Below are 26,732 nucleotides of genomic sequence, written 5' to 3'. Positions count from 1 at the left end.
CGGCGCGGGCGTGCTCCCGCCCGGCACGCGACCCGGCGGGACGGCGGCCGCCGGCAGCCGTCGTCCGGACGCCGCTGCGGCGGGGTACGCGTACGGCGCAGGACCGGGCTCGGGCGACGGTGACGGCGCCGGGTCCGACGGCGGGCGCGGTGGGCGTGGTGGGCGTGGTGGGCGCGGCAGCTCGTCGTCCGACGTCCCCGGTGCCGGACGTCGGCGACGCCGGGTGCCGGTCAAGTCGATCGTGCTCGTGGTCGTGCTGGCGATCATCGCCTACCCGGTGGCGCTGCTCCTGGTCGCCTGGAACCACCTGGGCCGGGTCGACGCGCTGCCGACCGACACCGCCGCGACCCCGGGCCGCACCTACCTCGTCGTCGGCTCCGACTCGCGCAAGGGCCTGACCAAGGCCCAGATCAAGAAGCTGCACACCGGTGCGGGCGACGTCGGCCAGCGCACCGACACGATCATGCTGCTGCACGTCCCCGCCGGCGGCGGCCCCACGGTGCTGATGAGCATCCCGCGCGACAGCTACGTCGCGATCCCGGGCCACGACCACAACAAGATCAACGCGGCCTTCGCCTTCGGCGGGCCCAAGCTGCTCGCGCGCACCATCGAGGGCATGGGCGGCGTGCAGATCGACGACTACGCCGAGATCGGCTTCGGCGGCTTCGCGTCCATGGTCGACGCGGTCGGCGGCATCCAGATCTGCCCCAAGCGCACCATGAAGGACAAGGACGCCGGCATCAACCTGAAGAAGGGCTGCCAGCAGGCGGACGGCCCGACCGCCCTGGGCTACGCCCGGGCCCGGCACTCGGACCCGCGCGGCGACCTCGGCCGGGTCGAGCGGCAGCGCGAGGTGCTGGCGGCCATCGTCAGCAAGGCCACGACGCCCGGCACGCTCGTCAACCCGTTCCGCACGTTCCCGCTCGCGTCCTCCGGCGGCAGCGCCCTCACGGTCGACGAGCACACCGGCCCGATGGCGCTCGCGCGCTTCGTCCTCGGCATGAAGGGCGCGGCCGGTGGCAAGGGCCTGTCGCTCACGCTGCCGGTGTCGGGATCGGGCACGCGCGAGGGCGCTGGCTCGGTCGTGCTGATCGACGACGACAAGGCGGCCGAGGTGTGGTCGGCGCTCAAGCGCAGCGACACCGAGAAGCTGCGCAGCATCGCCGAGGAGCAGGCGAAGATCGCTCAGCAGGTCGGCTGACCGCCCGGCTCAACCGACCTAGCAGGGTCAGCCGGCTCAGCCGGTCAGGCGTCGGTGCTGGTGCTCGTCCGCTGACGGCGGTGGCGCAGCCACTCGAACCCGATGGGCAGCACCGAGAACAGCACGACGACGATGAGCATCGCCTCGATGTTGTTGCGCACGAACGGCACCGTGCCGACGAAGTAGCCGAGCAGCGTGACGCCGACGGCCCACAGCACGGCACCGATGCCGCTGTAGACGTAGAAGGTGCGGCGGTCCATGCGGCCGACGCCGGCGATCAGCGTGATGAAGGTGCGCACGATGGGCACGAAGCGGCCGAGCACCAGCGCCCGCGCGCCGTGCCGCTCGAAGAACGCCGTGGTCTGGTCGACGTGCTTCTGCTTGATCCACCGCGAACCGGGGCGCACGACCCGCGGCCCGGCCGCCCGCCCGATCTCGTACCCCGCGACGTTGCCCGCGAAGGCCGCCGCCACGAGCAGCACGAGCACGAGCCACAGCGGCTCCTTCAGCGTGCCCTCCTTGACCAGCAGGCCCACCGTGAAGAGCAGCGAGTCGCCGGGGAGCAGGAAGAAGAAGAGCCCGCACTCGATGAACACCACGAGCAGCGTGCCCGGCAGCGCGTAGGTGTCGATCAGGTGCTGGGGGTCGAGCCACGACGGGCCGAGTGCGTGCATCACGCGCTCCAGCGTAGGTGAGCCGGAGGGTCTCGCTTACCCTCGCCGGGTGGATCCTGTGGAGATCGGGGTCGGGCCGTGGGAGGGCCCGTGGCCGGACGACGACCGGTACGACCCGCAGCTGCTGGCCGAGGGCGACCGCCGCAACGTCGTCGACCGCTACCGGTACTGGACCGTCGAGGCGGTCGTCGCCGATCTCGACACGCGGCGCCACCCGTTCCACGTCGCCGTCGAGAACTGGCAGCACGACCTCAACATCGGCTCCGTCGTCCGCACCGCCAACGCGTTCAACGCGGCCGGCGTGCACGTCGTCGGCAACCGGCGGTGGAACCGGCGCGGCGCGATGGTCACCGACCGGTACGTGCACCTGCACCACCACCCGGACGTCGACGCGCTGGCGACGTGGGCGGCCGGGGCGGGGCTGCCGCTGCTGGGCGTCGACAACCTGCCGGGGTCGGTGCCGCTCGAGGGGTACGCCCTGCCGCGCGCGTGCGTGCTGCTGCTCGGCCAGGAGGGGCCGGGGCTGTCAGCCGCGGCGCGCGAGGCCTGCGCCGACGTCCTGCACATCGCGCAGTTCGGCTCGACCCGGTCGATCAACGCGGGCGCCGCGGCCGCGATCGCCCTGCACACCTGGGTCACCCAGCACGCCGACGTCCCGCCGTCCTGAGGCGAGCTACCGCGCCGGGTCCTCGACGACCGCGGTCATCCGGATCGAGACGAGGACCCCTGGGAGGTCGACGCCGAGCGCGGCCACGTAGCGCGCCGGTGGCTGGTCGCCGAACCAGCGCGCGTACTCCTCGTTCAGACCGTCGAAGTCGGACGGGTGCGTGAGCAGCACGCCCACCTCGACCACGTCGTCGAGCGTGGCGCCGCCGGCCTCGAGGACCGCACGGCAGTTCTGCAACGCCTGGCGCGTCTGGTCCTGGATCGTCGGCCCGGCCATCGACCGCGTCGCGGGGTCCATCCCGGTGGTGCCGGAGACGACGACCAGGGTGCCGGCCCGGACTCCTTGGCCGTACAGCGGCGAGCTCGGGGCGTCCGGCGTCGTGATGGTCTGGCGCGGCACGTGGCCTCCTCGGGTCAGACCACGGAGGTTCCCAGACGACGCCGGCCGTGCGCCAGTGCCTCGACGGAGCGGGAGGGGTCAGCGCCAGACGCGGCGGTGCGACCGGACGGCGGGGGCGGCCGTCTGGCCCCACACCCGCCGCCAGCGGGCGACGTCCGGTCCGGCGGTCGACGGCGTGCGGCCGGACGCCGCGCGGCGGGTCGCCTCCCACCAGGTGCTCTGGTCCTCGTCGACGAGCTGCGCCACGGCGGCCTCGACCCGGGCGCCGAGCTCGCGCGGGCCCTCGCCCTCGGCGGCGAGCAGCGGACGGCCGAAGCGCACGGTCACCGGCGGTCGGCCAGGCACCGGCCAGCCCCGGCCGCGCGGCATCGCGGCGAACGAGCCGCGGATGCCGATCGGCACCACCGGCACGTCGTGGTGCACCGACAAGAACGCGGCGCCGTGCCGGAAGGTACGGGTCCAGCCGTCGGGGGAGCGGGTGCCCTCGGGGAACACCACGACGCTCCAGCCGTCGTCCAGCAGGTCGCCAGGTGTCGACGACAGCGAGCCCGAGCGCCGCTCGATCGGGAAGGTGTTGAAGACCATCGCCGAACCTGTTGCGCGCCACCAGGTGTCGAAGAAGTAGTCGGCCGCGGCGGCCACCGCGGTCTTGCGCCGCCACGCGTCAGGCAGCGTGCAGAGGATCAGCGGGGTGTCGAGGTGCGAGGTGTGGTTGGCGACGAACACGACCGGCCCGTCGACGTCGTCCAGGACGTCGAGCCCGTGCACCGTCGGCTTGACCTCGTGGCGCAGCAGCGGGGCCAGGCCGAAGCGCTGGATGCCGTCGCGCACCGCGACCGCCCCGCGCTTGCGGGCCCACGCCGTGGGGAACGGCTCGGACTGCTTCGGCAGCACGAACGGCTCGGCCGAGCGCGGCACCATCGAGCGCCGTCCCCAGCGCCAGCCCTTGGCGACCATGCGCACGTCCTGCCGCGCTCCGCGCAGCAGCTGGCCCGACAGCACGTGCCGGGCGACGTGGACGACGGGACCGCTCATCGCACGTCCGCGACGAGGTGCGGGGGGTTGCGCAGGTAGGTGATGGACGGCGAGCGCCCGACGGTGCCGGACGCCATCTCGAGCGCGTCCTGCAGGGACGACGCGGCCCGGAACCCCATGCGCTCCACGGCCTTGCGGTCGGCGCCCACCCAGATCACGTCGCCCACGTGGTCCATGGCGTGCGCCGCCCAGTACCACATGTAGAACGGGTGGACGCCGTGGTACGCGTGCGAGGTGCGGTACAGGTGGATGTACCAGGGGTCGGTCGCGTACTGCTCCTCGAACTTCGCCTCGATCACCGCCGGGTCGGTCGAGGTGGTGAGCACCTCTTCGTAGAAGTCGACGTAGCTCGGGTGGTGCAGCTGGTTGAAGTCCGGCTCGACCGGGTGGTACAGGATCACCGCGCCGCCCTTGCGGACGACGGGCTGGCCCCGGTAGCTGTTGAAGTAGTAGCCGAGCCCCATGCAGGTCGCGAGGATCGGGTTCATCACCGAGTTGACGTTGTAGGGACCCAGGTACGGGACGCCGAGCACCAGGACGTCGCTCTGGCCCTGCACCTCGACCATCTGCTGCTCGTGCACCTTGGCGACGGTCAGCTCGTGCACGGCCTCGGTCTCGCCGGCGTTCACGCCCGTCAGGCCGTACGGCGCGCGCATGCCCTGGAAGACGTTGTGCCGCAGCCCCTTCGGCGCGACGGCCAGGCCGCGGCGGGCGGCGAGCATCGACGCCTGGTCCTTGACGCCCCACTCCCACTCGCGCTTCTGCAGGAACGAGAACTGGGACGGGAAGACCTCGTTGTTGAGAGTCGTCTCGATCGTGAAGATCTTGACGTGGTCGGCGAGGAACCGCCCCATGCGCCAGGCGCTGTGGTGCATGGCCGACTTGGTGTGGTCCATGAACGAGCGCGAGTGCACCATCGTGTGGCTGTTGTGGTGGTGCCGCAGGCTCTTGTACGACGCCAGGCCGATCGGCACCGACTTGTGGCCGCCGTCCATCGCCACGAGGTTCACGTTGACGTAGACCAGCAGGTCGCTCTCGGCCGCGCGACGGTTGATCTCGACGTCCTCGCCGCGGTCGGTCTGGCCGACGTGCAGCAGGTTGTCCTTGTCCTCGGCGTCGTGGTTGTAGAGCGCGCCCTGCGGGAAGAACGAGCGGAACACGCGCTCGCCCACGATCTCCTTCAGCTCGGACGCCGTGAGCCGGCGGTGCAGCGCGTTGGCCGAGATGATCTCGACGTCGTCGACGCCGGCCTCGGCCGCCATCGTCAGCACCTGCTCGATGATCCGCTGGCGGATGTCGGGCTTGACCATGGGCGGCAGCGGCAGCGAGATGTCGTCGAACGCGATCGTCAGCCGCATGCCGGCGTGCAGCAGCGTCGGCAGCGGGTCGCTGCCCACGGGCTCGAGCAGGGCGCGGCGGATCGCGCCGTCGACGTCCCGGATGCCGGGCAGGGCCTCCGGCGGGTAGACCACCCGCGTGCCGCGCGGGAAGGTCTCGAGCCGGAACCCCTCGCCCTCGTGCACCACGAGGGGCGGCGTGCGGTCGTCGACCTCCAGGACGAAACCGGGGCGGGTCACGAGCTTCTCCTTGCGTGGGAACGGTTCTGCCCGGTGGCCGTCATGCTCGGCTCCGGACGTCGAAGCAGACCTTGACCGTGCCGAGCCGGCCGGCCGAGTGGGCGTGGTCGAGGGCCTCGCGCCAGCGGTGCAACGGGTAGCGACCGCTGACGACGTCGTCCAGCGGCGCCTCGGCGGCCAGCCGCAGCGCCACGTCGAACGCGTCGCCGGTCGAGGCGTAGGTGCCGGCGACCTCGAGCTCGCGGAACCACGCCGGCGAGAGGTCGGCCGAGGCCGGCATGCCCGACAGCACCACCCGGCCACCGGCGCGGGTCGAGCGCAGCACGGTGTCGAGGGACGACGTCGAGCCCACCGCGTCGATGCCGACGTCGACCCCGCCGAGCAGCATCTCGCTGGCGCCGCTCAGCCTCGAGGCCGCGACCGGAAGTCCTTGCGGCGCAACCCGCAGCGCCCGCGTCGTGCGGCGGACGGATCGCATCGCCTCGTCGGGCGCGGCGACGTCGGAGGCGCCGAACGCCCGCGCGAGGTCGGCCTGGCGGCCGTGCTTGGCGATGACCGTGATGCGACCGGCGTCGGTCAGCTCGCGCAGCGCCAGCACCGCGAACAGGCCGACGGCGCCCGCACCCGACACCAGCACCGAGCCGCCCGCCGGCACCTGCGCCCGGCGCGCCAGCTGCACGGCGCAGGCCAGCGGCTCGACCAGCACGGCCCGCTCGTCCGAGAGCCCGTCGGGCACGGCGTGCAGCTGCGAGCGGTGCACCGTGAGGCGCTCGCCCCAGCCGCCGCCGGTGTCCTGGCAGAAGCCGGTCTGCAGGCCGGGCGCGATGTGGCCCACGGTCACGTGGTCGCAGAGGTTGGTGCGCCCGGTGCGGCACGGCTCGCACGGCGCGACGTCGCGGGCGGCGCAGGCGAGCACCGGGTCGACGACGACGCGGGTGCCCTTCGGCAGGTCCTCGCAGTCCTCGACCAGCTCGCCGACCACCTCGTGGCCGGGCACGAACGGCATCGACACCAGCGCCGAGAAGTACAGCGACGTCGAGCCGGTGACCGCGCCGAGGTCCGAGCCGCAGATGCCCGACAGCAGCGGCCGCACCTGCGCCCACCCGGGGCGGCGCACCACCGGCTCGTCCCGCGTGACCAGCCGCACCGGCGCCATCGGCCCGACGAGCAGGCCGGGCATGCGGCCGCCGGCGACCCGCGCAGCGGCGAACCGCGGGATCGAGCGGAACATCTCGAGCGCCAGCATCACGGCAGGCTCACCCCGGTGGTGTCGTGGCGGACGTCGGGCACCCGGCCGCGCGAGGTGGCGGGCGGCGTCCGCCAGGTCTCGACCGGCCAGCGGGCGGCTCGTGCCGCGCGGTAGAGCGGGACGTCGGGCGAGACGGCCGTCGGCTTGCCGACCGCGCGCAGCAGCGGCAGGTCGGAGTGGCTGTCGGCGTAGCCGTACGAGCGGGTGAGGTCGAAGCCGTTGACCTCGGCGTAGCGCACCAGCCAGGCCGCGCGGGACTCGCCGACCAGCGGGGGCGCGGCGAGGAAGCCGGTGGCGCGACCCCGGGCGTCGACGCCCAGCTCGGCCGCGACCACGTGGTCGAACAGCGGAGCGAGCGGGCGGGTCAGGGGGCGGATCGCCCCGGTGAGCAGCACGGTGTGGTGGCCGGCGGCGCGGTGCTCGCGGATCCGGCGCAGCGCGGCACCGCTGACCCGCTCGAGCACGTGCGGCGCGATGACCTCGTCGACCAGGCTGTCGAGCTCGTGCAGGTCGGCCCCGGCGTAACGGCGGTAGACAGCGCGCAGGAACCCACCGCGGTCGCGGCGCTCGGCGCCGACGTAGGAGGGCATGCGCCGCAGCAGCCGGCCGATCTCGCGGGCGCGGCCCATGCCGTCGAGCTCGGGCAGCCGCAGCCACAGGTAGGTCTCGATCACGTTGCTGGACAGCAGGGTGCCGTCCATGTCGAAGACCGCGAGCACCCGCGCGCCGGGCTCGCCCGCGTCGCCGTCGATCTTGCGCGGACCGGGGTCGCCCTGCGCCTGCCGGCGCTTGCGGATGACGTCGTACTTGCGCATCGGCTCGGTGACCGACGGGCAGTGGATGTCGCGGATGTACTCGGTCCAGTCGACGATCGCGGTGTCGAAGCCGAACAGCTCGAGGTCCGCGGGGTCGAGCGCACGGTGCAGCGCCAGGGTGTTGTCGTCGACGAACTGCAGCTCGACCTGCGTGTACGAGCGGTACAGGTCGAGGTAGCGGCGCAGGAACTCGAGCCGGCGGCGGGTGCGGTCGAGCTCGCGCGAGAACTCCCGCGCGCGGTCCGACCTCGGCACCATGCCGAGCGCGCGGTCGGCCAACCGGTGGGCTCGTTCGCCTTGCACGAGAACGCGTTCGACCCGCTCCGAGCCCGGGAACCGCCAGGTCGCCAGCGGCACCGCGCCGCGCTCGCCGAGGTCGAACGGGTGCTTGTCGAAGTACTCGCGCACCAGCTCGTAGAGCCGGCGGAACGTCAGCGGGTTGCGCGCGCCGGACGAGACGTGGAAGTACTGCGGTGCAGCGGGTTCGGGGTCGGTGGCGCAGACGGCGAGCAGCGCGTTGACCACGTGGTCGACCGGGACGACGTCCACGACCGAGTCCGGGGCGGCGGGGAACTCGGGGAGCTCGCCGCGCCCGTAGGCCAGGATGATCGGCTCGGCCATCTTGAAGCCCTCGATCCAGCCCGGGTGGGGCCAGGTCAGGGCGGACTCGATGATGCTGGGCCGGACGACGCTCACGGGGATCGCGGGCAGGCCCGGTGCGTCCTTCGACGTCCCGGACGTGAGCTCCTCGACCACGCGCTCGCCCATGGCCTTGGTGAACGTGTAGACGTCGGTCCAGCCCAGGCTGCGGGCCCGCTCGCCACCGGCCTGCTGCTGCTGCTTCTTGACCCAGTCGCGGCGGCGCTTCTCGGCGTCCTGCGCGGAGGTGATGGGCCCGGCGCGGCCGTGCTCGCGCTCGGCCTCGGTGCTGAGCTGGGCGAGCACCTCGGGCCGGCGCGAGTCGTCCTCGATCTGCTGCGCCAGCCGGATGCCGGCGTCGCGCTCGGTGCGCCAGTCGACGTCGTGCGCGACCGACCGCTCGGGGACGGCCCCGCGCCGACGGCCGCCGACGTACGCGGTCGAGACGTGCACGTAGTGGATCGGCTTCTCGGCCGCGGCGCTCGCCTCCAGCACCCGCTTGACCAGCGCGTGGGTGCCGTTGACGTTGGTGGTGAAGGCGTCCTGGATCGGCGGGTCGAACGACACGTCGCCCGCGCAGTGCACGACGACGTCCAGGTCGGTGGGCAGCTCGGGCACGGCGCCGAGGTCGCCCTCGATCACGTCCACCTGCTCGAGCAGCGCGTCCGCCCCACCTGCCCGTTCGACCGCGCTCGCGAACGTCGGCTTGGCGAGCAGCCCGGCGATGCGGTCGCGTCCGGGCTGGCCGGACTTCGGCCGCACGAGGACGACGGGTCGCGCGCCCGGGATCTCGGTGAGCATGCGCTGCAGCAGGGCCTCGCCGACGAAGCCGGTGACCCCGGTGATCAGGACGCGCCGACCGTCGAGCCGGTCCCTCAGTCGCACGCAGTCCTCCTCGTCCCCGACGCGTCCGGGCAGACCGACGTGCCACCCGGCGTCCGCCAGCATCCAACCACTTCGGAGCGGAGGCCCGCGGGGACGGGTCCGACCGGCGCCGCTACCCCTCGACCGGGGGCGAGAGGCGCTCGACGAGCTCGACGACGTCCGCGATCGAGTCGACCACCCGGGTCGGGCGGTAGGGGAAGCGCTCGACGGCGTCCGCGCGGGTCGACCCGGTGAGCACGAGCACGGTGCGCAGGCCCGCCTCGAGCCCGCTGACGACGTCGGTGTCCATGCGGTCGCCGATCATGACTGTCGACTCCGAGTGCGCGTCGATCTGGTTGAGCGCGCTGCGCATCATCAGCGGGTTGGGCTTGCCCACGAAGTACGGGCGGACGCCGGTGGCCCGCTCGATCAGGGCCGCGACCGAGCCGGTGGCGGGCAGCGACCCCTCGGTCGACGGGCCGCTCGCGTCGGGGTTGGTGGCGATGAAGCGGGCGCCGGCCTCGATCAGCCGGATCGCGCGGGTGATCGCCTCGAACGAGTAGGTGCGCGTCTCGCCGAGCACCACGTAGTCCGGGTCGCGCTCGGTCAGCACGTAGCCGACGTCGTGCAGCGCGGTCGTGAGCCCCGCCTCGCCGATGACGTACGCCGAGCCGCCCGGCCGCTGGTCGTCGAGGAACTGCGCGGTGGCCAGCGCTGACGTCCAGATGGAGTCCTCGGGCAGCTCGATCCCGCTGCGCGACAGGCGGGCTCGCAGGTCGCGCGGGGTGTAGATCGAGTTGTTGGTGAGCACCAGGAACCGGCGGCCCGAGCGCTGCAGCGCGGCGATGAACTCGGGGGCGCCGGGGATCACGTGCTCCTCGTGCACCAGGACGCCGTCCATGTCCGTGAGCCAGGTGTCGACGGGCTTCGGGGTGCTCATGGGCCCATGGTGGCAGCCGCGCGCACCCGGCGGGATACCGTCGCCAGCATGACCCGCCGGCTCGTGGTGATCGGGGGCGACGCCGCGGGCATGAGCGCGGCGAGCCAGGCACTGCGCGTCGCGCGCCGCACCGGGCTCGACCTCGAGGTCGTGGCGCTCGAGCGCACCGACCACGTCTCGTACAGCCAGTGCGGCATCCCGTACTGGGTCGCGGGGGACGTCGAGAGCGGCGACGCGCTCGTGGCGCGCACCGCCGAGCAGCACCGGGCCAACGGCATCGACCTGCGGCTCGGTGCCGAGGTGACCGAGGTCGACCTCGACCGCGGCGAGGTCGTCGTGCGCACGGACGGCTCCGACGAGCGGATCGGCTTCGACGACGTCCTGGTGGCGACCGGGGCGGCGCCGCTGGTGCCGGAGTGGGCGGTCGACGTCCCGGGCGTGATGCCGGTCAAGACGCTGGACGACGGCCGCACCTGGCGCGCGCTGCTGGCCGCCGAGCGCGGCCCGGCGCCCGAGTGCGCGCTCGTCGTCGGCGGGGGCTTCATCGGCGTCGAGGCGGCCGAGACGTTCGCCCGGCGCGGCCTGCGCACCACGCTCGTCACCCGCAGCGGCGAGCCGATGGCGAACTCGCTCGACCCGCGCATGGGCGCCCTGGTGCGGCAGGGGCTCGAGCAGGCCGGGGTCGAGGTGATCACCGGCACCGAGGTCGACGAGCTCGAGTCCCAGGACGGGCAGGTGCGCACGGCCTGCGTCGGGGGTCGCGAGCTGCGCGCGGACGTCGTCGCGCTGGCCCTCGGGGTGCGCCCGCGGGTGTCGCTGCTGACCGACGCCGGTCTGGGGGTCGGCGAGCACGGCGGGCTGGTCCCGGACGACACCGGTCGGCTGCAGGACGGTGTCTGGGCGGCGGGGGACTGCTGCGAGGTGTGGGACCGGGTGCTCGAGGTGCACTGGTACACGCCGCTAGGCACCCACGCCAACAAGCTCGGGCGCGTCGTCGGCACCAACCTCGGCGGGGGCACGGCGCGCTTCGCCGGCTCGGTCGGCACGGCGATCACCCGTGCGGGGCACGCCGAGGTCGCGCGCACCGGCGTGCTGCCGTCGTGGGCCGAGGCGCGTGGCTGGGACGTCGAGACCGTCGTCCTCGAGTCGACGACCGCGGCCGGCTACATGCCCGAGTCCGACCCCGTGACCGTCATGGTCACCGGCGAGAAGGGCACCGGCCGGCTGCTCGGCGCGCAGCTGGTCGGCGGTCGCGGTGCGGGCAAGCGGGTCGACGTCGCGGCCATGGCGCTGTGGGCGGGGCTGACCGCGGCGGACGTCGCCGAGGCCGACCTCGCGTACTGCCCGCCGTTCTCGCCCGTGTGGGACCCGGTGGCGATCGCCTGCCGCAAGCTCGCCGAGCGGCTGTAGGTTTCTCGCAGGCCCGCCCGACCGACCTCCCAGGAGCGACGATGCCCATCGCCACGCCCGAGTCGTACGCCGACATGCTCGACCGCGCCAAGGCCGGCGCGTTCGCGTACCCCGCGATCAACGTCAGCTCCTCGCAGACGCTGAACGCCGCGATCCGCGGCTTCGCCGAGGCCGAGAGCGACGGCATCGTGCAGGTCTCGACCGGCGGCGCGGAGTACCTGTCCGGCCCGACGGTCAAGGACATGGTCGCCGGCTCGGTGGCGCTCGCGGCCTACGCGCACGAGGTCGCCAAGAACTACGACGTCCAGATCGCGCTGCACACCGACCACTGCCCGAAGGACAAGCTCGACGGCTTCGTGCGACCGCTGCTCGCGGTGTCGCAGGAGCGGGTCTCGCGCGGCGAGCTGCCGCTGTTCCAGTCGCACATGTGGGACGGCTCGGCCGTGCCGCTCGACGAGAACCTGCAGATCGCGCGCGAGCTGCTCGACGCGTGCCACCGCGCGAACGTCGTCCTGGAGATCGAGGTCGGCGTCGTCGGCGGCGAGGAGGACGGCGTCGTCGGCGCGATCGACGACAAGCTGTACTCGACGCCAGAGGACGCCGTGGCGACGGTCGAGGCGCTGGGGCTCGGCGAGCACGGGCGCTACCTGACCGCGCTGACGTTCGGCAACGTCCACGGCGTCTACAAGCCGGGCAACGTCAAGCTGCGCCCCGAGATCCTGCAGCAGGCGCAGGAGGCGGTCGTGGCGGCGAAGGGGCTGGCGGCGGGGAGCAAGCCGTTCGACCTGGTCTTCCACGGCGGGTCGGGCTCGCTGGCCTCCGAGATCGCGGCGGCGGTCGACTTCGGCGTGGTGAAGATGAACGTCGACACCGACACGCAGTACGCGTTCACCCGCCCCGCGGCCGCGCACATGTTCCTCAACTACGACGGCGTGCTCAAGGTCGACGGCGAGGTCGGCAGCAAGAAGGCCTACGACCCCCGCGCCTGGGGCAAGGCCGCCGAGGAGGGCATGGCCGCCCGCGTCGTCGAGGCCTGCCAGAACCTCCGCAGCGCCGGCCACACAGCCCGCTGACCCCTCGCCAGTTGATCACGTTGTGCATGGCTAGGGCTGCTTTCCAAGGTCTGCAGACCGTGCCAAGCACTCGCAACCCTTGGACAGTGCCGTCGTCCACAGGTGCAAGCCCGCGTCCCGTCGTCCACACGTGGTGACGGGCCGCTAGTCGTCGTCCGCGGAAGACGGCCACCGTGGCCGGCATGCACCCTCTGCCTGCCCGGCTGTCCGAGGCTGCCCGCCGTCAGGGCGGCGTGTTCACCACGGCCCAGGCGCTGGACGCCGGGGTCGACGCCGGCGAGCTCCAGCGCGCGGTGCAGCGGCGCTGGCTGGTGCGGCCGCGGCGCGGGACCTACGTCGCAGCCGAGCTCGGGCGCGACCTCGACCCGGCGTCCTGGCACGTCGTGCAGGTGCACGCGGCGCACCTCACCCTCACCGGCGAGCACGTGGTCAGCCACGCCTCGGCCGCTGCGGTGCACGGCCTGCCGCTGGTGGACGTCGACCTGACCGAGGTGAACGTGACTGCGGCTGCTGGACGCCGGTCGGCGCGTCACGAGTCGGGTGTCTGGCACCACCGGGGCGAGGTGCCCCAGGACCAGCGCCTGGACGTCGGGATCCTGCCCGTGACCGCCCTGGCCCGTACCGCGTTCGACGTCGCGCGCGTCGTCCCCGAGCGGTCGGGGCTGGTCGTCGCCGACGCGGCGCTGGCGGCCGGGGTCGACGCCGCCGTCCTGCGCGCGCTGCTGGACTCGTGCCGCGACTGGCCCGGTTCGCGGCGAGCGGCGAGGGCGCTGCTCGCCGCCGACGGACGTGCCGAGTCCCCTGGCGAGTCGCTCGCTCGCTGGGCGTTCACCGCAGTCGGCCAGCCGCCCGACGTCCTGCAGCTCGAGGTCGTCACCGACAGGGGGACGTACCGCAGCGACTTCGGCTGGCGCGAGCATCGCGTGGTCGGCGAGTTCGACGGGCGGATCAAGTACGGGCGACTGCTGAGAGCCGGGGAGCAGGCGTCGGACGTCGCGTGGCGCGAGCGGCAGCGCGAGCTGGCGATCGAGCGCGCGGGCTGGTCCGTCGTCCGGTTCACGTGGTCGGAGGTGCAGGACCTCGCCCTGGTGAGAGCCCGGCTGCAGCAGGCTTTCGCGCGAGGGCGCCAGCGGGCGCTGGCCTGATGGTGAGGCTGGCAACTCTCCAAGGGTTGCGCGCGCTTTCCCAGGCCTGCAGCCCTTGGACAGCAGGGCTAGCCATGCACAACGTGATCAACTGCTGTGGGGCAGGATGGGGGGATGTCGCACGACAACCTGCTCGGCATCCCGCCCACGCGCCTGGCCGACGAGCCCGAGCTCTCGGTGGCGGCAGCGCTCGCCCGCGGTGAGGGCGCCGCGGCGCTCGCCGCCGCCCACCCCGCCGCGAGCCTCCCCTGGGCCGTGCTCGCCGAGCAGGCGCTCGCGGCCGGCCGCACCGTCGAGGGCTACGCCTACGCGCGCACCGGCTACCACCGCGGCCTCGACGCGCTGCGCCGCTCCGGCTGGCGGGGCCAGGGCCCGGTGCCGTGGTCGCACGAGCCCAACCGGGGCTTCCTGCGCGCGCTGCACGCCCTCGGCGTCGCGGCCGGCGAGATCGGCGAGGACGCCGAGCACGAGCGCTGCGTCACCTTCCTGCGCGACTGCGACCCCGAGGCCGCGGCCGAGCTCGGCTGACCCGAGCCCCCGCACAACCCCCCGGACGCCCGAGAGCGCCGACCTCGTGCGAGGTCGGCGCTCTCGATCCCCTGGTCGTCACCAGCCCCCGGCTGGTCCAGCTCCCTGGTCGCCCGCCGCACTGCCCCGTACGGCGGACGTGCTGGACGCCCTGCTGGCACGACCCGAGATCGCGGCCGACCCCTGCACCGGCCGCGCTCTCGCCGCCGTCGATTCTGCCTGGTCAGAGCCGTTCTGTCTGTCACGTTCCTGCCAATGGCACTAAGATGCCAACCATGACATCCACCGCTGTCATGGTCGAGCGCGCGGCCGGACGTCGGCGGGCCGGCTCGTGAGCACCGTCCTGACGACGTTCGGCATCGGCGAGGACTCCGAGCGGCTCTACCGGCGGGTGCTGCGGCAGGACGGCCTGGGCCTGTCCGAGCACGCCGACGCCCTCGGCTGGAGCGTCGAGCGCACCACCACCGCGATGCTGCCGCTGGTCGAGCTGCGCCTGGTCCGCCAGGACCTCGAGGCCCACCTCGTCGCCCCGCACCCGCGCGCCGCGCTGAGCCGGCTCGTCGACCGCGAGACCGCCCGCATCGACCTGCGCCGGCGCGAGCTCGAGGACGTCGCCGCTGCCGTCGGCGACTTCTCGGCCGACCACCCGGCCGGGCGCGTCGACGTCCTCGACCCGACGTCCCTCGACGTCATCCCGGCCGACGCGCTGCCGGCCACCGTCGAGGAGCTGCTGCGGACGACGACCGGCACCATCCGCTCGTTCCACCTCGAGGTCGCCGCTGGTGCGGCCACGGACTCCGGCGTCGAGAACCGCGCCCGAGCGGCGGTCGAGGCCGGACGCGAGCTGCGCTCGATCTACCCGGTGACCGTGCTGGACGACCCGCAGCACCTGGCCTGGGTGCGCGAGTGGGCGCAGGTCGGCGAGCGGCAGCGCGTCGTCGAGCGGGTGCCGGCCGAGTTCGTGGTGCTCGGCGAGGAGGCGGTCATCTCGGCGCCGCGGTGGGGGACGACGGCCTCGACCGCGGTGCTGGTGCGGATGCCGCTGCTCGTCGCGGCGTTCACGGCGGTGTTCGACGAGGCCTGGGCCGGCGGGCTCCCGGTGCCGGACGAGGACCTCGAGCAGGACGCCTCGACCCGGCTGCTCGCGCTGCTCGCCAGCGGCTTCAAGGACGAGGCGATCGCGCGCTACCTCGGCATCGGCGTCCGCACCGTGCGCCGGCGCGTGGCCGAGCTGATGGACGAGCTCAGCGTGCACACGCGCTTCCAGCTCGGCGTGGTCGCCGAGCGGCGCGGCATGCTCGGGCGCGGCCAGGTTCGGTAGCCTCGGCGGCGGCTGCGCCCCTCCGGCGCGGCCGTCCGTCCGCCAGGAAAGCAGGTACCCGCATGCCCGCCATCGTGCTCGTCGGCGCCCAGTGGGGCGACGAGGGCAAGGGCAAGGCCACCGACCTGCTCGGCAGCCGCGTCGACTACGTCGTGAAGTTCAACGGCGGCAACAACGCCGGCCACACCGTGGTCATCGACGACGAGAAGTACGCCCTGCACCTGCTGCCTTCCGGCATCCTCACGCCCGGCTGCACACCGGTCATCGGCAACGGCGTCGTGGTCGACCTCGCGGTGCTCTTCGAAGAGCTGGAGGGCCTGCAGGCGCGCGGCGTCGACACCAGCCGCCTGGTGGTCAGCGCCGACGCGCACGTCATCCCGCCGTACAACCGGGTGCTCGACAAGGTGACCGAGCGCTTCCTCGGCAGCCGCCGCATCGGCACCACCGGCCGCGGCATCGGGCCGACGTACGCCGACAAGATGAACCGCGTCGGCATCCGGGTGCAGGACCTGTTCGACGAGGGCATCCTGCGGCAGAAGGTGGAGGGCGCGCTCGACCTGAAGAACCAGCTGCTCGTGAAGATCTACAACCGTCGCGCCATCACGGTCGACGAGGTCGTCGAGGAGCTGCTCGAACACGCAGAAGCGTTGCGCCCCATGGTGTCTGACACCGGCTTGCTGCTGAGCAAGGCGCTGGACGACGGCCGCACCGTGCTGCTCGAGGCCGGCCAGGCGACGCTGCTGGACGTCGACCACGGCACCTACCCCTTCGTCACCTCCTCGAGCGCGACCGCCGGCGGCGCGTGCACCGGCTCGGGCATCGCGCCCAACCGGGTCGACCGCGTCGTCGCGATCCTCAAGGCCTACACGACCCGCGTCGGCGAGGGGCCGTTCCCGACCGAGCTGCACGACGACATGGGCGAGTTCCTGCGCAAGACCGGCGGCGAGTACGGCACCACCACGGGCCGCCCGCGCCGCTGCGGCTGGTTCGACGCCGTCATCGGCCGCTACGCCGCGCGCGTCAACGGCGTCACCAACTTCGTCATCACCAAGCTCGACACCCTCAGCGGGCTCGAGAAGGTCCCGGTCTGCGTGGCGTACGACGTCGACGGCGTGCGCCACGACGAGATGCCCATGACGCAGAGCGACTTCCACCACGCGACGCCGATCTACGAGGAGCTTCCCGGCTGGTGGGAGGACATCACGCACTGCCGCAGCTTCGACGAGCTGCCCGCCAACGCGCGCCACTACGTCGAGACGGTCGAGCAGATGGTGGGCCAGCGGGTGTCGGCGGTCGGCGTCGGTCCCGGGCGCGACCAGATCGTCGTCCGGCACGACCTGCTGGGCGGCTGAGGTCGTCGGTGGTCAGCGCCCCTGACGCCCGCTCCCTGGTGGGCTCCGTCGTCCGGCTCGACCCGATGGTCGAGGACGACGCCGCCGAGCTGTTCGCGGCCCTGGACGACGAGCGCGTGTACGCCGCCGGGTTCGGCGGCGGCCCGGCCGGGCGCCCCCGCGACGCCGACGGCATGCGCGCCTGGACCCGGGCCGGCGTCCGCGACCGCGAGCTCGGTCCCGACGACCCGCGCTACCGCGTCGCGTACACCGTGCGGCTCGTCGCGGACGGCGACCTCGGCCCGGCCGGAACGGTGGTCGGGACGACGAGCATCGGCGACGTGGTGCTGGCCGACGAGCGCGCCCACGTCGGCTGGACCGGCTACGGGCCACGCTGGTGGGGTGGTCCGGTCAACCCCGAGTGCAAGCTGCTCCTGCTGCAGCACCTGTTCGAGGACTGCGGGCTCGGCCGGGTCAAGCTGCAGACCGACGCCATCAACGACCGCTCGCAGGCCGCGATCGCCAAGCTCGGCGCCACCCGCGAGGGCGTGCTGCGCCGGCACAAGCGCCGCGCCGACGGGTCGTTCCGCGACACCGTGGTGTTCAGCGTGCTGGACATCGAGTGGCCGGCCGTGCGTGACGGCCTGCTCGCCCGGCTGCGCTGAGGCCTGGGAGGATCGGGCATGACCGGTGACAGCGAGAGCGAGAGCACCCGGACGTTCGCGGACCTCGGGCTGCGGCCCGAGCTGCTGGAGGCGTTGGCGTCGTTGGGATACGAGGAGCCGACGCCGATCCAGTGGGCGGCCGTGCCGCAGCTGCTCGCGGGGCACGACCTGCTCGGCCAGGCCGCGACGGGCACCGGCAAGACGGCCGCGTTCGCGCTGCCGCTGCTCCACCGGCTGCAGGGCGGCGACGCGGGCGACCGCGGCCGCGCGCCGACCGCGATGGTGCTCGTGCCGACGCGCGAGCTGTGCATGCAGGTCTCAGAAGCGTTGCACCGGTACGGTCGCGGGCTCGGCGCGCGCGTCCTGCCGATCTACGGCGGGCAGCCGATCGGGCGCCAGCTCCGCGAGCTCGACCGCGGCGTCGACGTCGTCGTGGCCACGCCGGGCCGCGCCATCGACCACATCAACCGCGGCACGCTCGACCTGTCAGCCGTGGCCGTCGTGGTGCTGGACGAGGCTGACGAGATGCTCGACATGGGGTTCGCCGAGGACCTCGAGACCATCCTGTCCGCCGTCCCCGAGACCCGGCAGACGGTGCTGTTCTCGGCCACGATGCCCTCGCGCATCAACGGGATCGCGCGCCGGCACCTGCGCGACCCGGTGCGCGTCGAGATCGAGCGGGCGGTGCCGTCGTCCGGCGAGGCGCCGTTGGTGCGGCAGACCGCGTACGTCGTGTCCCGGGCTCACAAGCCGGCCGCGCTGGGCCGGGTGCTGGACGTCGAGTCGCCCACCGCGGCGATCGTGTTCTGCCGCACCCGCGAGCAGGTCGACGAGCTCACCGAGACGCTGAACGGTCGCGGCTACCGGGCCGAGGCGCTGCACGGCGGCATGAACCAGGAGCAGCGCGACCGCGTCATGGGACGGCTGCGCGCCGGTACCGCCGACCTGCTGGTCGCCACCGACGTCGCTGCGCGCGGCCTCGACATCGACCACCTGACCCACGTCGTGAACTACGAGGTGCCCGCGGCGGCCGAGTCCTACGTGCACCGCATCGGCCGCGTCGGTCGCGGCGGTCGCGAGGGCGTCGCGATCACGCTGGCCGAGCCGCGCGAGCACCGCATGCTCAAGTCCATCGAGCGCAGCACCCGGCAGAAGATCGCGGTGCAGAAGGTGCCGACGACGGCCGACCTGCGGGCGCGGCGGCTCGAGCTCACCCGCGCCGCGCTGCACGAGAGCCTGGTCGAGGACGACCTCGAGCGGTTCCGCGTCGTCGTCGACACGCTCACCGACGACTTCGACGTCGTGCAGGTGGCGCTGGCCGCGGTGAAGCTCGCGCACGAGGCGACCACCACCGGGGGCGACGAGGACGAGGACGAGATCCCCGAGGCGAGCGTGCCGGCGGGCGACGCCGGACGTCGTCCGGCCGGTCGCGAGGGGCGTCCGGCCCCAGGTGGTGGGCGTCGTGGTCCGGGCGAGGGCATGGCCCGGCTGTACGTCTCGCTCGGGCGAGCGGCGGGCATCCGGCCGGCCGACCTGGTGGGCGCGATCGCCGGCGAGACCCGGCTGACCGGCAAGGACGTCGGCTCGATCGAGATCACCGAGCGGTTCTCGCTGGTCGAGGTGCCGGCCGGTGCCGCCGACGAGGTGCTGCAGGCCCTGCGCGGCACGCGGGTCAAGGGCCGGCGGGTGACGGCCCGGCGCGACCGCGACGCCCCGGGTGGCGGGCGGTCGTCGCGCCGCTAGCGGTACTCGGGGTTGTGGAACCCGAACCGCTCGCCCTCGAACCACCGCGGCCGCTGGTTGCCGTACGCGGGCACGCCGCCGGCGTCCTTCAGCATGCGGGCCAGGTGCAGCAGGTTCCACGTCATGAACGTCGTGTTCCGGTTGGTGAAGTCGTTGTCGAACCCGATCGGCGGCGCGCCGTCCTCGCCGGGGTCGCCGTAGCTCGCGCCCGGACCCACCTCGCCGATCCAGCCGGCGTCGGCCTGCGGCGGGATCGTGTAGCCCAGGTGCTGCAACGAGTACAGCAGGTTCATGGCGCAGTGCTTGACGCCGTCCTCGTTGCCCGTGACGAGCACGCCGCCGACCCGGCCGTAGTACGCGTACTGCCCGTCGGGCGTCAGCTCGCCCGAGTAGCTGTACAGCCGCTCGACCACGCGCGTGGCCACAGAACTCTTGTCCCCCAACCAGATCGGCGTCCCGACGACGAGGATCTGCGCGTCCATGACCTGCTGCTGGATCGCCGGCCAGTCGTCGCGGTCCCAGCCGTGCTCGGTCATGTCGGGCTGCACGCCGGTGGCGATCTCGTGGTCGACCGCGCGGATGGTGGTGACGCCCACCCCGACCGACTGCATGATCTCGATCGAGCGGTCCATCAGGGTCTGCGTGTGCGACGCGCCCGGCGACCGGGTCAGCGTGCAGTTGATGAAGACGGCCTTCAGGTCGTCGTACGCGGCGGGCGGCTGGCTCATACGGGTGATCATGCTCCGCGTGCCACCATGTGCGCCATGGCTGAGCGCACCGCCCCCCTGGACCTCCTGCGGCTGACCGACCTGCTCACGGACGACGAGCGCGACATCGCGTCGTCCGTGCGCGCGATGGTCGACGAGCACGTGCGGCCGCACCTCGCCGAGTGGTTCGAGCAGGGCACGCTGCCGGCGCGCGAGCTCGCGCTCGAGTTCGGCAAGCTCGGCGTGCTCGGCATGCACCTCGAGGGGTACGGCTGCGCCGGCCTGAACGCCGTGGCTTACGGCGTCGCGGCCATGGAGATCGAGGCCGCCGACTCGGGCGTGCGCTCGATGGTGTCGGTGCAGGGCAGCCTGGCGATGTACGCCATCCACGCCTACGGCTCCGAGGAGCAGAAGCAGGAGTGGCTGCCGCGGATGGCCGCCGGCGAGGCGATCGGCTGCTTCGGGCTGACCGAGCCCGACCACGGCAGCGACCCCGGGGGCATGCGCACCCGCGCCCGCCGCGACGGCGACGACTGGGTGCTCGACGGCTCGAAGATGTGGATCACCAACGGGTCCGTCTCCGACGTCGCGGTCGTGTGGGCCATGACGGACGACGGCGTGCGCGGTTTCGTCGTCCCGACCGACTCCCCGGGCTTCAGCGCGCCGCTCATCAAGGCGAAGCTGTCCATGCGCGCCTCGGTGACCTCCGAGCTGGTCATGGACGGCGTGCGGCTCCCGTCGTCCGCGGTGCTGCCCGGGGTGCGCGGGCTCAAGGGCCCGCTGTCGTGCCTGACCGAGGCGCGGTTCGGGATCGTGTGGGGCGTGCTCGGCGCGGCGCGCGACTGCCTCGAGACGGCCATCGCCTACGCCGTCGACCGGGTGCAGTTCGGCAAGCCGATCGCCGGTTTCCAGCTCACCCAGGCCAAGCTCGCCGACATGGCGCTCGAGCTCGACAAGGCGTTCCTGCTGGCGCACCACCTCGGCCGCGCCAAGGAGGCCGGGCGCGCGACGCCGCAGATGGTCAGCGTGGCCAAGCTCAACAACGTGCGCGAGGCCCTGGCGATCGCCCGCGAGTGCCGCACGATCCTGGGCGCGAACGGCATCTCGCTGGAGTACCCCGTGCTGCGGCACGCCAACAACCTGGAGTCGGTGCTCACCTACGAGGGCACCTCCGAGGTGCACACCCTCGTCGTCGGGCAGGCCCTCACCGGCCTCGACGCCTTCCGCGGCTGACGCCTTTCCCTCCGTCAGGCCGGTTTCCCTCCCAGATGCCGCTCCGAGGGGCCTCCGAGCGGCATCTGCGAGGGAAACCGGCTCCGGTGAGGGAAAGGGTCGGGGGCTGACGGAGTGTCGGTCGCGGACGGCGAGGGGCTGGCACTGTGCAACGGCGCCGCCCGCCGGTGCGACCTACGCTGGCGGGCATGAGCACCGTGACCGTCGAGTCCCTCGCCCCCGCGCCGCCGCAGCTCGACCCGCAGGCCGTGCAGCGGACCCACGACCTCGACCGCGCGCACGTCTTCCACAGCTGGTCGGCCCAGGGCGCGCTCGACCCGATGGTGGTCACGCAGGCGCAGGGCAGCTGGGTCTGGGACGGCGCGGGTCGCCCCCTGCTCGACTTCAGCAGCCAGCTGGTCAACACCAACATCGGCCACCAGCACCCGGCGGTGGTGCGCGGCATCCAGGAGCAGGCCGCCAAGCTCTGCACCATCGCGCCGCAGCACGCCAACGACGCCCGCAGCGAGGCGGCCCGGCTGGTCGTCGAGCGCGCGCCCGGCGACAGCCTGAACCACGTCTTCTTCACCAACGGCGGCGCCGAGGCGGTCGAGAACGCCGTCCGCATGGCCCGGCTGCACACCGGCCGACGCAAGGTGCTCAGCCGCTACCGCAGCTACCACGGGCACACCCAGGCGGCGATCCACCTCACCGGCGACCCGCGCCGCTGGGCCAACGACAGCGGCGCCGAGGGCGTCGTGCACTTCTTCGGCCCGTACACCTACCGCTCGGCCTTCCACGCCACCACGGACGACGAGGAGTGCGCCCGCGCGCTCGAGCACCTCGAGCAGGTGGTGCAGCTCGAGGGGCCGAGCACCATCGCCGCGATCGTGCTCGAGACCATCCCCGGCACCGCGGGGATCATGGTGCCGCCGCCCGCGTACCTGGCCGGCGTCCGCGACCTGTGCGACCGCTACGGCATCTGCTGGATCGCCGACGAGGTCATGGCCGGGTTCGGCCGCAGCGGCGCGTGGTTCGCCGTCGACCACTTCTCGGCCACCGGCGGCGGTCCCGTCGTCCCCGACCTGATCACGTTCGCCAAGGGCGTCAACAGCGGCTACGTCCCGCTCGGCGGCGTCCTGGTCAGCGACGCGATCTACGAGACGTTCCGCGACCGCCCCTACCCCGGCGGCCTGACCTACTCGGGCCACCCGCTGGCCTGCGCCGCCGCCGTCGCCACCATCACCGCCATGACCGACGAGCGGATCGTCGAGAACGCCGCCCGCATCGGCACCGAGGTGCTCGGGCCGGGCCTGGCCCGCCTGGCCGAGCGGCACGAGGTGATCGGCGAGGTGCGCGGCCTCGGCGTCTTCTGGGCGCTCGAGCTGGTGCGCGACCGCGCCACCCACGAGCCGCTCGTGCCGTACAACGCCGCAGGTCAGGACGCCGCGCCCATGACCGCGCTGGTCGGCGCCTGCAAGCGCCGCGGCCTGCTGCCCTTCGTCAACATGAACCGGCTGCACGTGGTGCCGCCGTGCACCGTCTCGGACGACGAGGCCCGGCTCGGCCTGGACCTGCTCGACGAGGCGCTCGGCGAGGTGTCGCTGACGGCTTCCTGAGAATCCGCCGCGAATGTGGATCAAGGGCTGGCGTGTCGCGATCGGGTCTGGCAGTCTCTCCCGCAGCCGGTTCGCCGGCCTCGAGGGCACCCGTCGCATCCCCCCACGCGACACGTCCTCGTGACCACGAAGCCCCCGTGAGATACCCCCCTGCCTCCCGGGGGCTTCGTGCTGCCCGGGCCTCGATACGCTCGCGGCCATGAAGGTCCTCGTGCTCGGATCCGGTGCCCGCGAGCACGCCCTGGCCGTCGCGCTGGCCCGCGACCCGGACGTCGACGCGCTGGCCGCCGCACCCGGCAACCCGGGCATCGCGGCCCTCGCCGAGTGCCTGCCGGTCGACCTGCTGGACGACGCCGCGGTGGCCGAGCTCGCCACCGGCTGGGGCGCCGACCTGGTGGTCGTCGGGCCCGAGGCGCCGCTCGTCGCGGGGGTCGCCGACGCCGTCCGCGCGGCCGGGATCGCGTGCTTCGGGCCGTCGCGCGAGGCCGCCGCCCTCGAGGGCAGCAAGGCCTTCGCCAAGCAGGTCATGGCCGAGGCGGGCGTGCCGACCGCGATGGCGCACGTGTGCCGCACCACGGCCGAGGTCGAGGACGCGCTCGACGCGCTCGGCGCCCCGCACGTGGTGAAGGACGACGGCCTCGCCGCCGGCAAGGGCGTCGTGGTCACCGACGACCGGGCCGCCGCGCTCGAGCACGCCGCCGCCTGCCTCGCGCGCGGCGGTGACGCCCAGGTCGTCGTCGAGGAGTTCCTCGACGGCCCCGAGGTCAGCCTGTTCTGCATCACCGACGGCAGCGCCGTCGTCCCGCTCGCGCCGGCGCAGGACTTCAAGCGCCTGCAGGACGACGACGCCGGCCCGAACACCGGCGGCATGGGCGCGTACTCGCCGCTGCCGTGGGCGCCGCCGTCGCTGGTCGAGGAGGTCGTCGAGCGGGTCGCGCAGCCCACCGTCGACGCCATGGCCCGGCGCGGGACGCCGTTCGCCGGCCTGCTGTACGTCGGCCTGGCGATGACCTCGCGCGGCCCGCGGGTCGTGGAGTTCAACGCGCGCTTCGGCGACCCCGAGACCCAGGTGGTTCTGGCCCGGCTGCGCACGCCGCTGGCGGGGGTTCTGAGGGCGGCCGCCACCGGCACGCTGGGCGACCTGCCGCCGCTGCGCTGGTCGTCGGACGCCGCCGTCACCGTGGTGCTGGCCTCCCCGGGGTACCCGGCCGCGCCGCGCACGGGTGGGGTCCTGCGCGGGCTCGAGGACGCAGCCGGCGTCGAGAACGCCGAGGTGCTGCACGCGGGCACGGTGCGTACGGAGGCCGGCGTGACGTCGTCCGGCGGGCGCGTGCTCTCGGTGGTCGGCACCGGCCCCGACCTCGGCGCGGCGCGGGAGGTCGCCTACGCGGCCCTCGATACGATCACGCTGGACGGCGGGCAGGCCCGTCGCGACATCGCGGCCGCCGCGGCCGCCGGCCGGGTCGAGGTGCAGCAGCCGTGATCGCAGGGATCCCGTTGGCCCCCGAGGTCGATGGCTACCGCCACGTCTACAGCGGCAAGGTCCGCGACCTGTACGAGCCGGACGACGGGTCCGGCCACCTGCTCGTCGTCGCGAGCGACCGCATCTCGGCGTACGACCACGTGCTCTCGACGCCGGTGCCCGACAAGGGCAAGGTGCTCACCCAGCTGTCGCTGTGGTGGTTCGACCAGCTCGCGGACCTCGTGCCCAACCACCTGGTCGACGGGCCGGTGCCCGACGCGGTGGCCGGGCGCGCGATCCGGGTGCAGCGGCTCGACATGTACCCCGTCGAGTGCGTGGCGCGCGGGTACCTGACCGGGTCGGGGCTGGCCGAGTACGTGGTCGACGGGTCGGTGTGCGGGGTGGCCCTGCCGCCGGGGCTGGTCGACGGCTCGCAGCTGCCCGAGCCGGTCTTCACGCCGGCCACCAAGGCCGAGCTGGGCGAGCACGACGAGAACGTGACGTTCGAGGCGGTTGCCGGGACGGTCGGGGCGGATGCCGCCGAGGTGCTGCGCGACCTGACGCTCGCGATCTACGCGCGGGCCGAGGCGATCGCGCGCGAGCGGGGGATCGTGCTGGCCGACACCAAGCTCGAGTTCGGGCGCGACACCTCTGGGGCCGTGGTGCTCGGCGACGAGGTGCTGACGCCGGACTCCTCGCGGTTCTGGCCGGTCGAGGGCTGGTCGCCGGGCGGGCCGCAGCCGTCGTTCGACAAGCAGGTGCTGCGCGACTGGCTCACCGGGCCGGAGTCCGGCTGGGACCGGCGCTCCGACGTCCCGCCGCCCGCGCTGCCGCCCGAGGTCGTCGAGCGCACCCGGTCCGCCTACCTCGAGGCCTACCGCCGCCTCACCGGCACCGACTTCTGACGGCACCTTCCTGGGAGTTCGCCCTTCCGGGGCCTTCTCGGGGGCCAACTCTCAAGAAGGTGCCCTCCGGAGCCGGGGTCAGGGGAGGACGTCGGTGGGGCCGGCGCCCGCGAGGTCGGTGAGCGTCGTGCCCTCGGGGGCCAGCCGCGTGGCGTGACCGAGGTAGATGCCGCGCGCCGGGGGGAGCAGCGGTCCCTCGTGCACGGGCACGGCGACGGCCGGGGCGACCGCCCGCAGGTAGTCGACCGTCTCGCTCACCTTGGTCCACGGCGCCCACAGCGGGAGCGCGAGGACGTCGACGTCGTCCGGCACGACGTCGTAGGCGTCGCCCGGGTGCAGCAGCAGCCCGTCACCGCCCGCCGCGCGCGAGGTGCCGATCAGCAGGCCGACGTTGCCGACCCGCGGCACGTCGGGGTGGATCACCGCGTGCTGACCGCCGGCCCCGCGCACCGGCACGCCCCCCAGCTCGAGCTCGTCACCCGCGTGCAGCGCCTCGGCCGTGATGCCCGCCTTCTGCAGCTCGGCGGCGGTCTCGGGCTCGGCCACCAGCCGCGCCCCGTCGTTGGCCTCGAGCAGCGCGGGCAGCCGCTCGACGTCCACGTGGTCTGCGTGCTGGTGGGTGATGACGACGGCGTCGAGGTCGGTGAGCTCCTCGAACCCGCGGCTGAAGCCGCCCGGGTCGACCAGGATCCGGGCTCCGTCGTGCTCGACGAGCAGGCAGGCGTGGCCGAGGTGGGTCAGTCGCATGGCCCCACCCAACCACCGCAGAACTCTTTTCGCGACGGGTGTCGAGAATCGCTGGTGCTGTTCGTCATGAGGGTGTCAATCTCGGAGCCGAGGAGGCCCACCATGAAGTACGTCCTGATGTTCACGCACCGTCCCGACCTCGACGCCTCGGTGCCGCAGGAGCGCGCCGACCAGGTGTACGGCGAGATCTACGCGTGGTTCGAGCAGCACGCGGCGTCGTTCTCCGACGGCGGCGCCGAGCTGCAGCCGGTCGCCACCGCCACCACGGTCAAGCGCGGGGACGACGGCACGCCGGTGGTCGTCGACGGACCGTTCAGCGAGGCCAAGGAGGTCGTCGGCGGGTTCAGCGTCATCGACGTCCCCGACCTCGACGCGGCCATCGCCATCACCCGCACCTGGCCCAACCTGGAGTTCCCCGGCGTGGCCGTCGAGATCCGCCCGATCGTCGACCACAGCGGCGACATGTGAGCTGCGCATGACGGACGTCGGTCCGGACGTCGGCTCCGACGTCGGCTCCGACCTCGCGCTCGAGCGCGTGGTGCGCTCGGAGGCGGGTCGGCTGGTCGGCGTGCTGCACCGCCTCCTCGGCGACCTCGACGTCGCCGAGGAGGCGGTGGCCGACGCCGTGGTCGAGGCGCTGCAGACCTGGCGGCGCACCGGCATCCCCGACACCCCCGCGGCGTGGCTGCACACGGCCGCGCGGCGCAACGCGCTCGACCGGCTGCGGCGCGAGAGCCGGCTGCGCGAGGGGCTGCCGGCGCTGGGCGACTGGGCGGCGGGTGCGCGCGCCGCGCTGGTCGACCC

Annotated in this window: 25 protein-coding genes; 16 read left to right on the top strand and 9 right to left on the bottom strand. The window is 73.5% G+C overall.

From position 1 onward, the window contains the following. Positions 1 to 1,201, top strand: a 1,201-nt coding sequence (locus ACYVJ4_RS10470) for an LCP family protein (RefSeq protein WP_460460071.1), incomplete at its 5' end; no start/stop codon positions are given. Positions 1,202 to 1,245: 44 nt separating this feature from the next. Here the strand turns inward: ACYVJ4_RS10470 and ACYVJ4_RS10465 are convergent. Beyond that, positions 1,246 to 1,875 (bottom strand): DedA family protein, encoded by a 630-nt coding sequence (locus ACYVJ4_RS10465; protein WP_460460072.1) that lies wholly within the window; start codon positions 1,873 to 1,875, stop codon positions 1,246 to 1,248. Between the two features lie 49 nt (positions 1,876 to 1,924). On the opposite strand from ACYVJ4_RS10465, the gene ACYVJ4_RS10460 reads away from it, so the two are divergent. Next, a complete protein-coding gene (locus ACYVJ4_RS10460) occupies positions 1,925 to 2,542 on the top strand; it encodes a TrmH family RNA methyltransferase (RefSeq protein ID WP_460460070.1) in 618 nt (205 codons plus the stop codon). Between the two features lie 6 nt (positions 2,543 to 2,548). Here ACYVJ4_RS10460 and ACYVJ4_RS10455 read toward each other — a convergent pair whose 3' ends face one another. The 6 genes from ACYVJ4_RS10455 to ACYVJ4_RS10430 form a co-directional block, all read right to left on the bottom strand. Then, positions 2,549 to 2,941, bottom strand: a complete 393-nt coding sequence (locus tag ACYVJ4_RS10455; RefSeq protein ID WP_460460069.1) for a RidA family protein — start codon at positions 2,939 to 2,941, stop codon at positions 2,549 to 2,551. Between the two features lie 78 nt (positions 2,942 to 3,019). Next, positions 3,020 to 3,976 (bottom strand): lysophospholipid acyltransferase family protein, encoded by a 957-nt coding sequence (locus ACYVJ4_RS10450; protein WP_460460068.1) that lies wholly within the window; start codon positions 3,974 to 3,976, stop codon positions 3,020 to 3,022. Then, positions 3,973 to 5,553: an NPN-dependent hydroxyacid isomerase, LarAH14/15/16 family gene (larAH, locus tag ACYVJ4_RS10445; protein ID WP_460460067.1), complete on the bottom strand. Its 1,581-nt coding sequence runs from the start codon at positions 5,551 to 5,553 to the stop codon at positions 3,973 to 3,975. Before larAH ends, ACYVJ4_RS10450 begins: the two co-directional genes overlap by 4 nt. A 40-nt stretch (positions 5,554 to 5,593) precedes the next feature. Then, positions 5,594 to 6,799, bottom strand: a complete 1,206-nt coding sequence (locus ACYVJ4_RS10440) for a zinc-dependent alcohol dehydrogenase (RefSeq protein WP_460460066.1) — start codon at positions 6,797 to 6,799, stop codon at positions 5,594 to 5,596. Continuing rightward, positions 6,799 to 9,141 carry an SDR family oxidoreductase gene (locus tag ACYVJ4_RS10435; protein WP_460460065.1) on the bottom strand — a complete coding sequence of 781 codons (2,343 nt, stop codon included), beginning with the start codon at positions 9,139 to 9,141 and terminating at the stop codon, positions 6,799 to 6,801. The genes ACYVJ4_RS10440 and ACYVJ4_RS10435 overlap by 1 nt, the downstream gene beginning before the upstream one ends. 112 nt (positions 9,142 to 9,253) lie before the next feature. After that, positions 9,254 to 10,060 carry an HAD-IIA family hydrolase gene (locus ACYVJ4_RS10430; RefSeq protein ID WP_460460064.1) on the bottom strand — a complete coding sequence of 269 codons (807 nt, stop codon included), beginning with the start codon at positions 10,058 to 10,060 and terminating at the stop codon, positions 9,254 to 9,256. A gap of 48 nt (positions 10,061 to 10,108) precedes the next feature. Here ACYVJ4_RS10430 and ACYVJ4_RS10425 point away from each other — a divergent pair, with 48 nt between their 5' ends. The 8 genes from ACYVJ4_RS10425 to ACYVJ4_RS10390 all read left to right on the top strand — a co-directional run bounded on the left by ACYVJ4_RS10425 (position 10,109) and on the right by ACYVJ4_RS10390 (position 19,276). Then, the gene (locus ACYVJ4_RS10425) at positions 10,109 to 11,470 is read left to right on the top strand and encodes an FAD-dependent oxidoreductase (protein WP_460460063.1); all 1,362 of its coding nucleotides are present in this window, start codon (positions 10,109 to 10,111) and stop codon (positions 11,468 to 11,470) included. 41 nt (positions 11,471 to 11,511) lie between these two features. Further along, entirely contained in the window at positions 11,512 to 12,543 is a 1,032-nt protein-coding gene (gene fbaA / locus ACYVJ4_RS10420) for a class II fructose-bisphosphate aldolase (protein ID WP_460460062.1), read from the top strand. 182 nt (positions 12,544 to 12,725) lie between these two features. Next, positions 12,726 to 13,688 (top strand): type IV toxin-antitoxin system AbiEi family antitoxin domain-containing protein, encoded by a 963-nt coding sequence (locus tag ACYVJ4_RS10415; RefSeq protein ID WP_460460061.1) that lies wholly within the window; start codon positions 12,726 to 12,728, stop codon positions 13,686 to 13,688. 114 nt (positions 13,689 to 13,802) lie between these two features. Beyond that, entirely contained in the window at positions 13,803 to 14,216 is a 414-nt protein-coding gene (locus ACYVJ4_RS10410; RefSeq protein WP_460460060.1) for a DUF3151 domain-containing protein, read from the top strand. Positions 14,217 to 14,547: 331 nt separating this feature from the next. Beyond that, positions 14,548 to 15,537 (top strand): helix-turn-helix transcriptional regulator, encoded by a 990-nt coding sequence (locus ACYVJ4_RS10405; protein ID WP_460460059.1) that lies wholly within the window; start codon positions 14,548 to 14,550, stop codon positions 15,535 to 15,537. A gap of 62 nt (positions 15,538 to 15,599) precedes the next feature. Then, complete coding sequence (locus tag ACYVJ4_RS10400) at positions 15,600 to 16,889, top strand: adenylosuccinate synthase (protein ID WP_460460058.1); 1,290 nt, start codon at positions 15,600 to 15,602, stop codon at positions 16,887 to 16,889. 8 nt (positions 16,890 to 16,897) lie between these two features. Continuing rightward, positions 16,898 to 17,533 (top strand): GNAT family N-acetyltransferase, encoded by a 636-nt coding sequence (locus ACYVJ4_RS10395; RefSeq protein WP_460460057.1) that lies wholly within the window; start codon positions 16,898 to 16,900, stop codon positions 17,531 to 17,533. Between the two features lie 18 nt (positions 17,534 to 17,551). Further along, positions 17,552 to 19,276 carry a DEAD/DEAH box helicase gene (locus ACYVJ4_RS10390; RefSeq protein WP_460460056.1) on the top strand — a complete coding sequence of 575 codons (1,725 nt, stop codon included), beginning with the start codon at positions 17,552 to 17,554 and terminating at the stop codon, positions 19,274 to 19,276. Here ACYVJ4_RS10390 and ACYVJ4_RS10385 read toward each other — a convergent pair. Continuing rightward, entirely contained in the window at positions 19,273 to 20,004 is a 732-nt protein-coding gene (locus tag ACYVJ4_RS10385; protein ID WP_460460055.1) for a flavodoxin family protein, read from the bottom strand. The genes ACYVJ4_RS10390 and ACYVJ4_RS10385 overlap by 4 nt on opposite strands. Before the next feature lie 36 nt (positions 20,005 to 20,040). Here ACYVJ4_RS10385 and ACYVJ4_RS10380 point away from each other — a divergent pair, with 36 nt between their 5' ends. The 4 genes from ACYVJ4_RS10380 to ACYVJ4_RS10365 all read left to right on the top strand — a co-directional run bounded on the left by ACYVJ4_RS10380 (position 20,041) and on the right by ACYVJ4_RS10365 (position 25,181). Further along, positions 20,041 to 21,216 carry an acyl-CoA dehydrogenase family protein gene (locus tag ACYVJ4_RS10380; RefSeq protein WP_460460054.1) on the top strand — a complete coding sequence of 392 codons (1,176 nt, stop codon included), beginning with the start codon at positions 20,041 to 20,043 and terminating at the stop codon, positions 21,214 to 21,216. Positions 21,217 to 21,404: 188 nt separating this feature from the next. Continuing rightward, positions 21,405 to 22,814 carry an aminotransferase class III-fold pyridoxal phosphate-dependent enzyme gene (locus tag ACYVJ4_RS10375; RefSeq protein WP_460460053.1) on the top strand — a complete coding sequence of 470 codons (1,410 nt, stop codon included), beginning with the start codon at positions 21,405 to 21,407 and terminating at the stop codon, positions 22,812 to 22,814. Between the two features lie 199 nt (positions 22,815 to 23,013). After that, complete coding sequence (gene purD, locus ACYVJ4_RS10370; RefSeq protein ID WP_460460052.1) at positions 23,014 to 24,297, top strand: phosphoribosylamine--glycine ligase; 1,284 nt, start codon at positions 23,014 to 23,016, stop codon at positions 24,295 to 24,297. Further along, positions 24,294 to 25,181, top strand: a complete 888-nt coding sequence (locus ACYVJ4_RS10365; protein WP_460460051.1) for a phosphoribosylaminoimidazolesuccinocarboxamide synthase — start codon at positions 24,294 to 24,296, stop codon at positions 25,179 to 25,181. The genes purD and ACYVJ4_RS10365 overlap by 4 nt, the downstream gene beginning before the upstream one ends. A gap of 78 nt (positions 25,182 to 25,259) precedes the next feature. On the opposite strand, the gene ACYVJ4_RS10360 is transcribed toward ACYVJ4_RS10365, so the two are convergent. Further along, positions 25,260 to 25,928, bottom strand: a complete 669-nt coding sequence (locus ACYVJ4_RS10360) for an MBL fold metallo-hydrolase (protein ID WP_460460050.1) — start codon at positions 25,926 to 25,928, stop codon at positions 25,260 to 25,262. A 102-nt stretch (positions 25,929 to 26,030) separates the two neighbouring features. Between ACYVJ4_RS10360 and ACYVJ4_RS10355 the strand changes: the two genes are divergently transcribed. Together ACYVJ4_RS10355 and ACYVJ4_RS10350 are read left to right on the top strand one after the other, a co-directional pair. Next, positions 26,031 to 26,396, top strand: coding sequence for a YciI family protein (locus ACYVJ4_RS10355; RefSeq protein WP_460460049.1), 366 nt, complete (start codon positions 26,031 to 26,033; stop codon positions 26,394 to 26,396). A 7-nt stretch (positions 26,397 to 26,403) separates the two neighbouring features. Further along, on the top strand, positions 26,404 to 26,732 hold a 329-nt coding region (locus ACYVJ4_RS10350; protein WP_460460048.1), incomplete at its 3' end, for a sigma factor.

Source organism: Angustibacter peucedani (genome assembly GCF_054779595.1).
Note: the sequence above shows the minus strand (reverse complement) of the source record. Positions and strands in the feature narration are given on the sequence as shown.

What these genes read in the sequence shown, in the direction of transcription:
- ACYVJ4_RS10375 (WP_460460053.1), top strand. Translation starts at nt 21,405, where the DNA reads ATGAGCACCGTGACCGTCGAGTCCCTCGCCCCCGCGCCGCCGCAGCTC.
- ACYVJ4_RS10385 (WP_460460055.1), bottom strand. Translation starts at nt 20,004, where the DNA reads ATGAGCCAGCCGCCCGCCGCGTACGACGACCTGAAGGCCGTCTTCATC.
- ACYVJ4_RS10450 (WP_460460068.1), bottom strand. Translation starts at nt 3,976, where the DNA reads ATGAGCGGTCCCGTCGTCCACGTCGCCCGGCACGTGCTGTCGGGCCAG.
- ACYVJ4_RS10440 (WP_460460066.1), bottom strand. Translation starts at nt 6,799, where the DNA reads ATGCTGGCGCTCGAGATGTTCCGCTCGATCCCGCGGTTCGCCGCTGCG.
- fbaA (WP_460460062.1), top strand. Translation starts at nt 11,512, where the DNA reads ATGCCCATCGCCACGCCCGAGTCGTACGCCGACATGCTCGACCGCGCC.
- ACYVJ4_RS10415 (WP_460460061.1), top strand. Translation starts at nt 12,726, where the DNA reads ATGCACCCTCTGCCTGCCCGGCTGTCCGAGGCTGCCCGCCGTCAGGGC.
- ACYVJ4_RS10425 (WP_460460063.1), top strand. Translation starts at nt 10,109, where the DNA reads ATGACCCGCCGGCTCGTGGTGATCGGGGGCGACGCCGCGGGCATGAGC.
- ACYVJ4_RS10410 (WP_460460060.1), top strand. Translation starts at nt 13,803, where the DNA reads ATGTCGCACGACAACCTGCTCGGCATCCCGCCCACGCGCCTGGCCGAC.
- ACYVJ4_RS10390 (WP_460460056.1), top strand. Translation starts at nt 17,552, where the DNA reads ATGACCGGTGACAGCGAGAGCGAGAGCACCCGGACGTTCGCGGACCTC.
- ACYVJ4_RS10355 (WP_460460049.1), top strand. Translation starts at nt 26,031, where the DNA reads ATGAAGTACGTCCTGATGTTCACGCACCGTCCCGACCTCGACGCCTCG.
- purD (WP_460460052.1), top strand. Translation starts at nt 23,014, where the DNA reads ATGAAGGTCCTCGTGCTCGGATCCGGTGCCCGCGAGCACGCCCTGGCC.
- ACYVJ4_RS10465 (WP_460460072.1), bottom strand. Translation starts at nt 1,875, where the DNA reads ATGCACGCACTCGGCCCGTCGTGGCTCGACCCCCAGCACCTGATCGAC.
- ACYVJ4_RS10380 (WP_460460054.1), top strand. Translation starts at nt 20,041, where the DNA reads ATGGCTGAGCGCACCGCCCCCCTGGACCTCCTGCGGCTGACCGACCTG.
- ACYVJ4_RS10360 (WP_460460050.1), bottom strand. Translation starts at nt 25,928, where the DNA reads ATGCGACTGACCCACCTCGGCCACGCCTGCCTGCTCGTCGAGCACGAC.
- ACYVJ4_RS10400 (WP_460460058.1), top strand. Translation starts at nt 15,600, where the DNA reads ATGCCCGCCATCGTGCTCGTCGGCGCCCAGTGGGGCGACGAGGGCAAG.
- ACYVJ4_RS10430 (WP_460460064.1), bottom strand. Translation starts at nt 10,060, where the DNA reads ATGAGCACCCCGAAGCCCGTCGACACCTGGCTCACGGACATGGACGGC.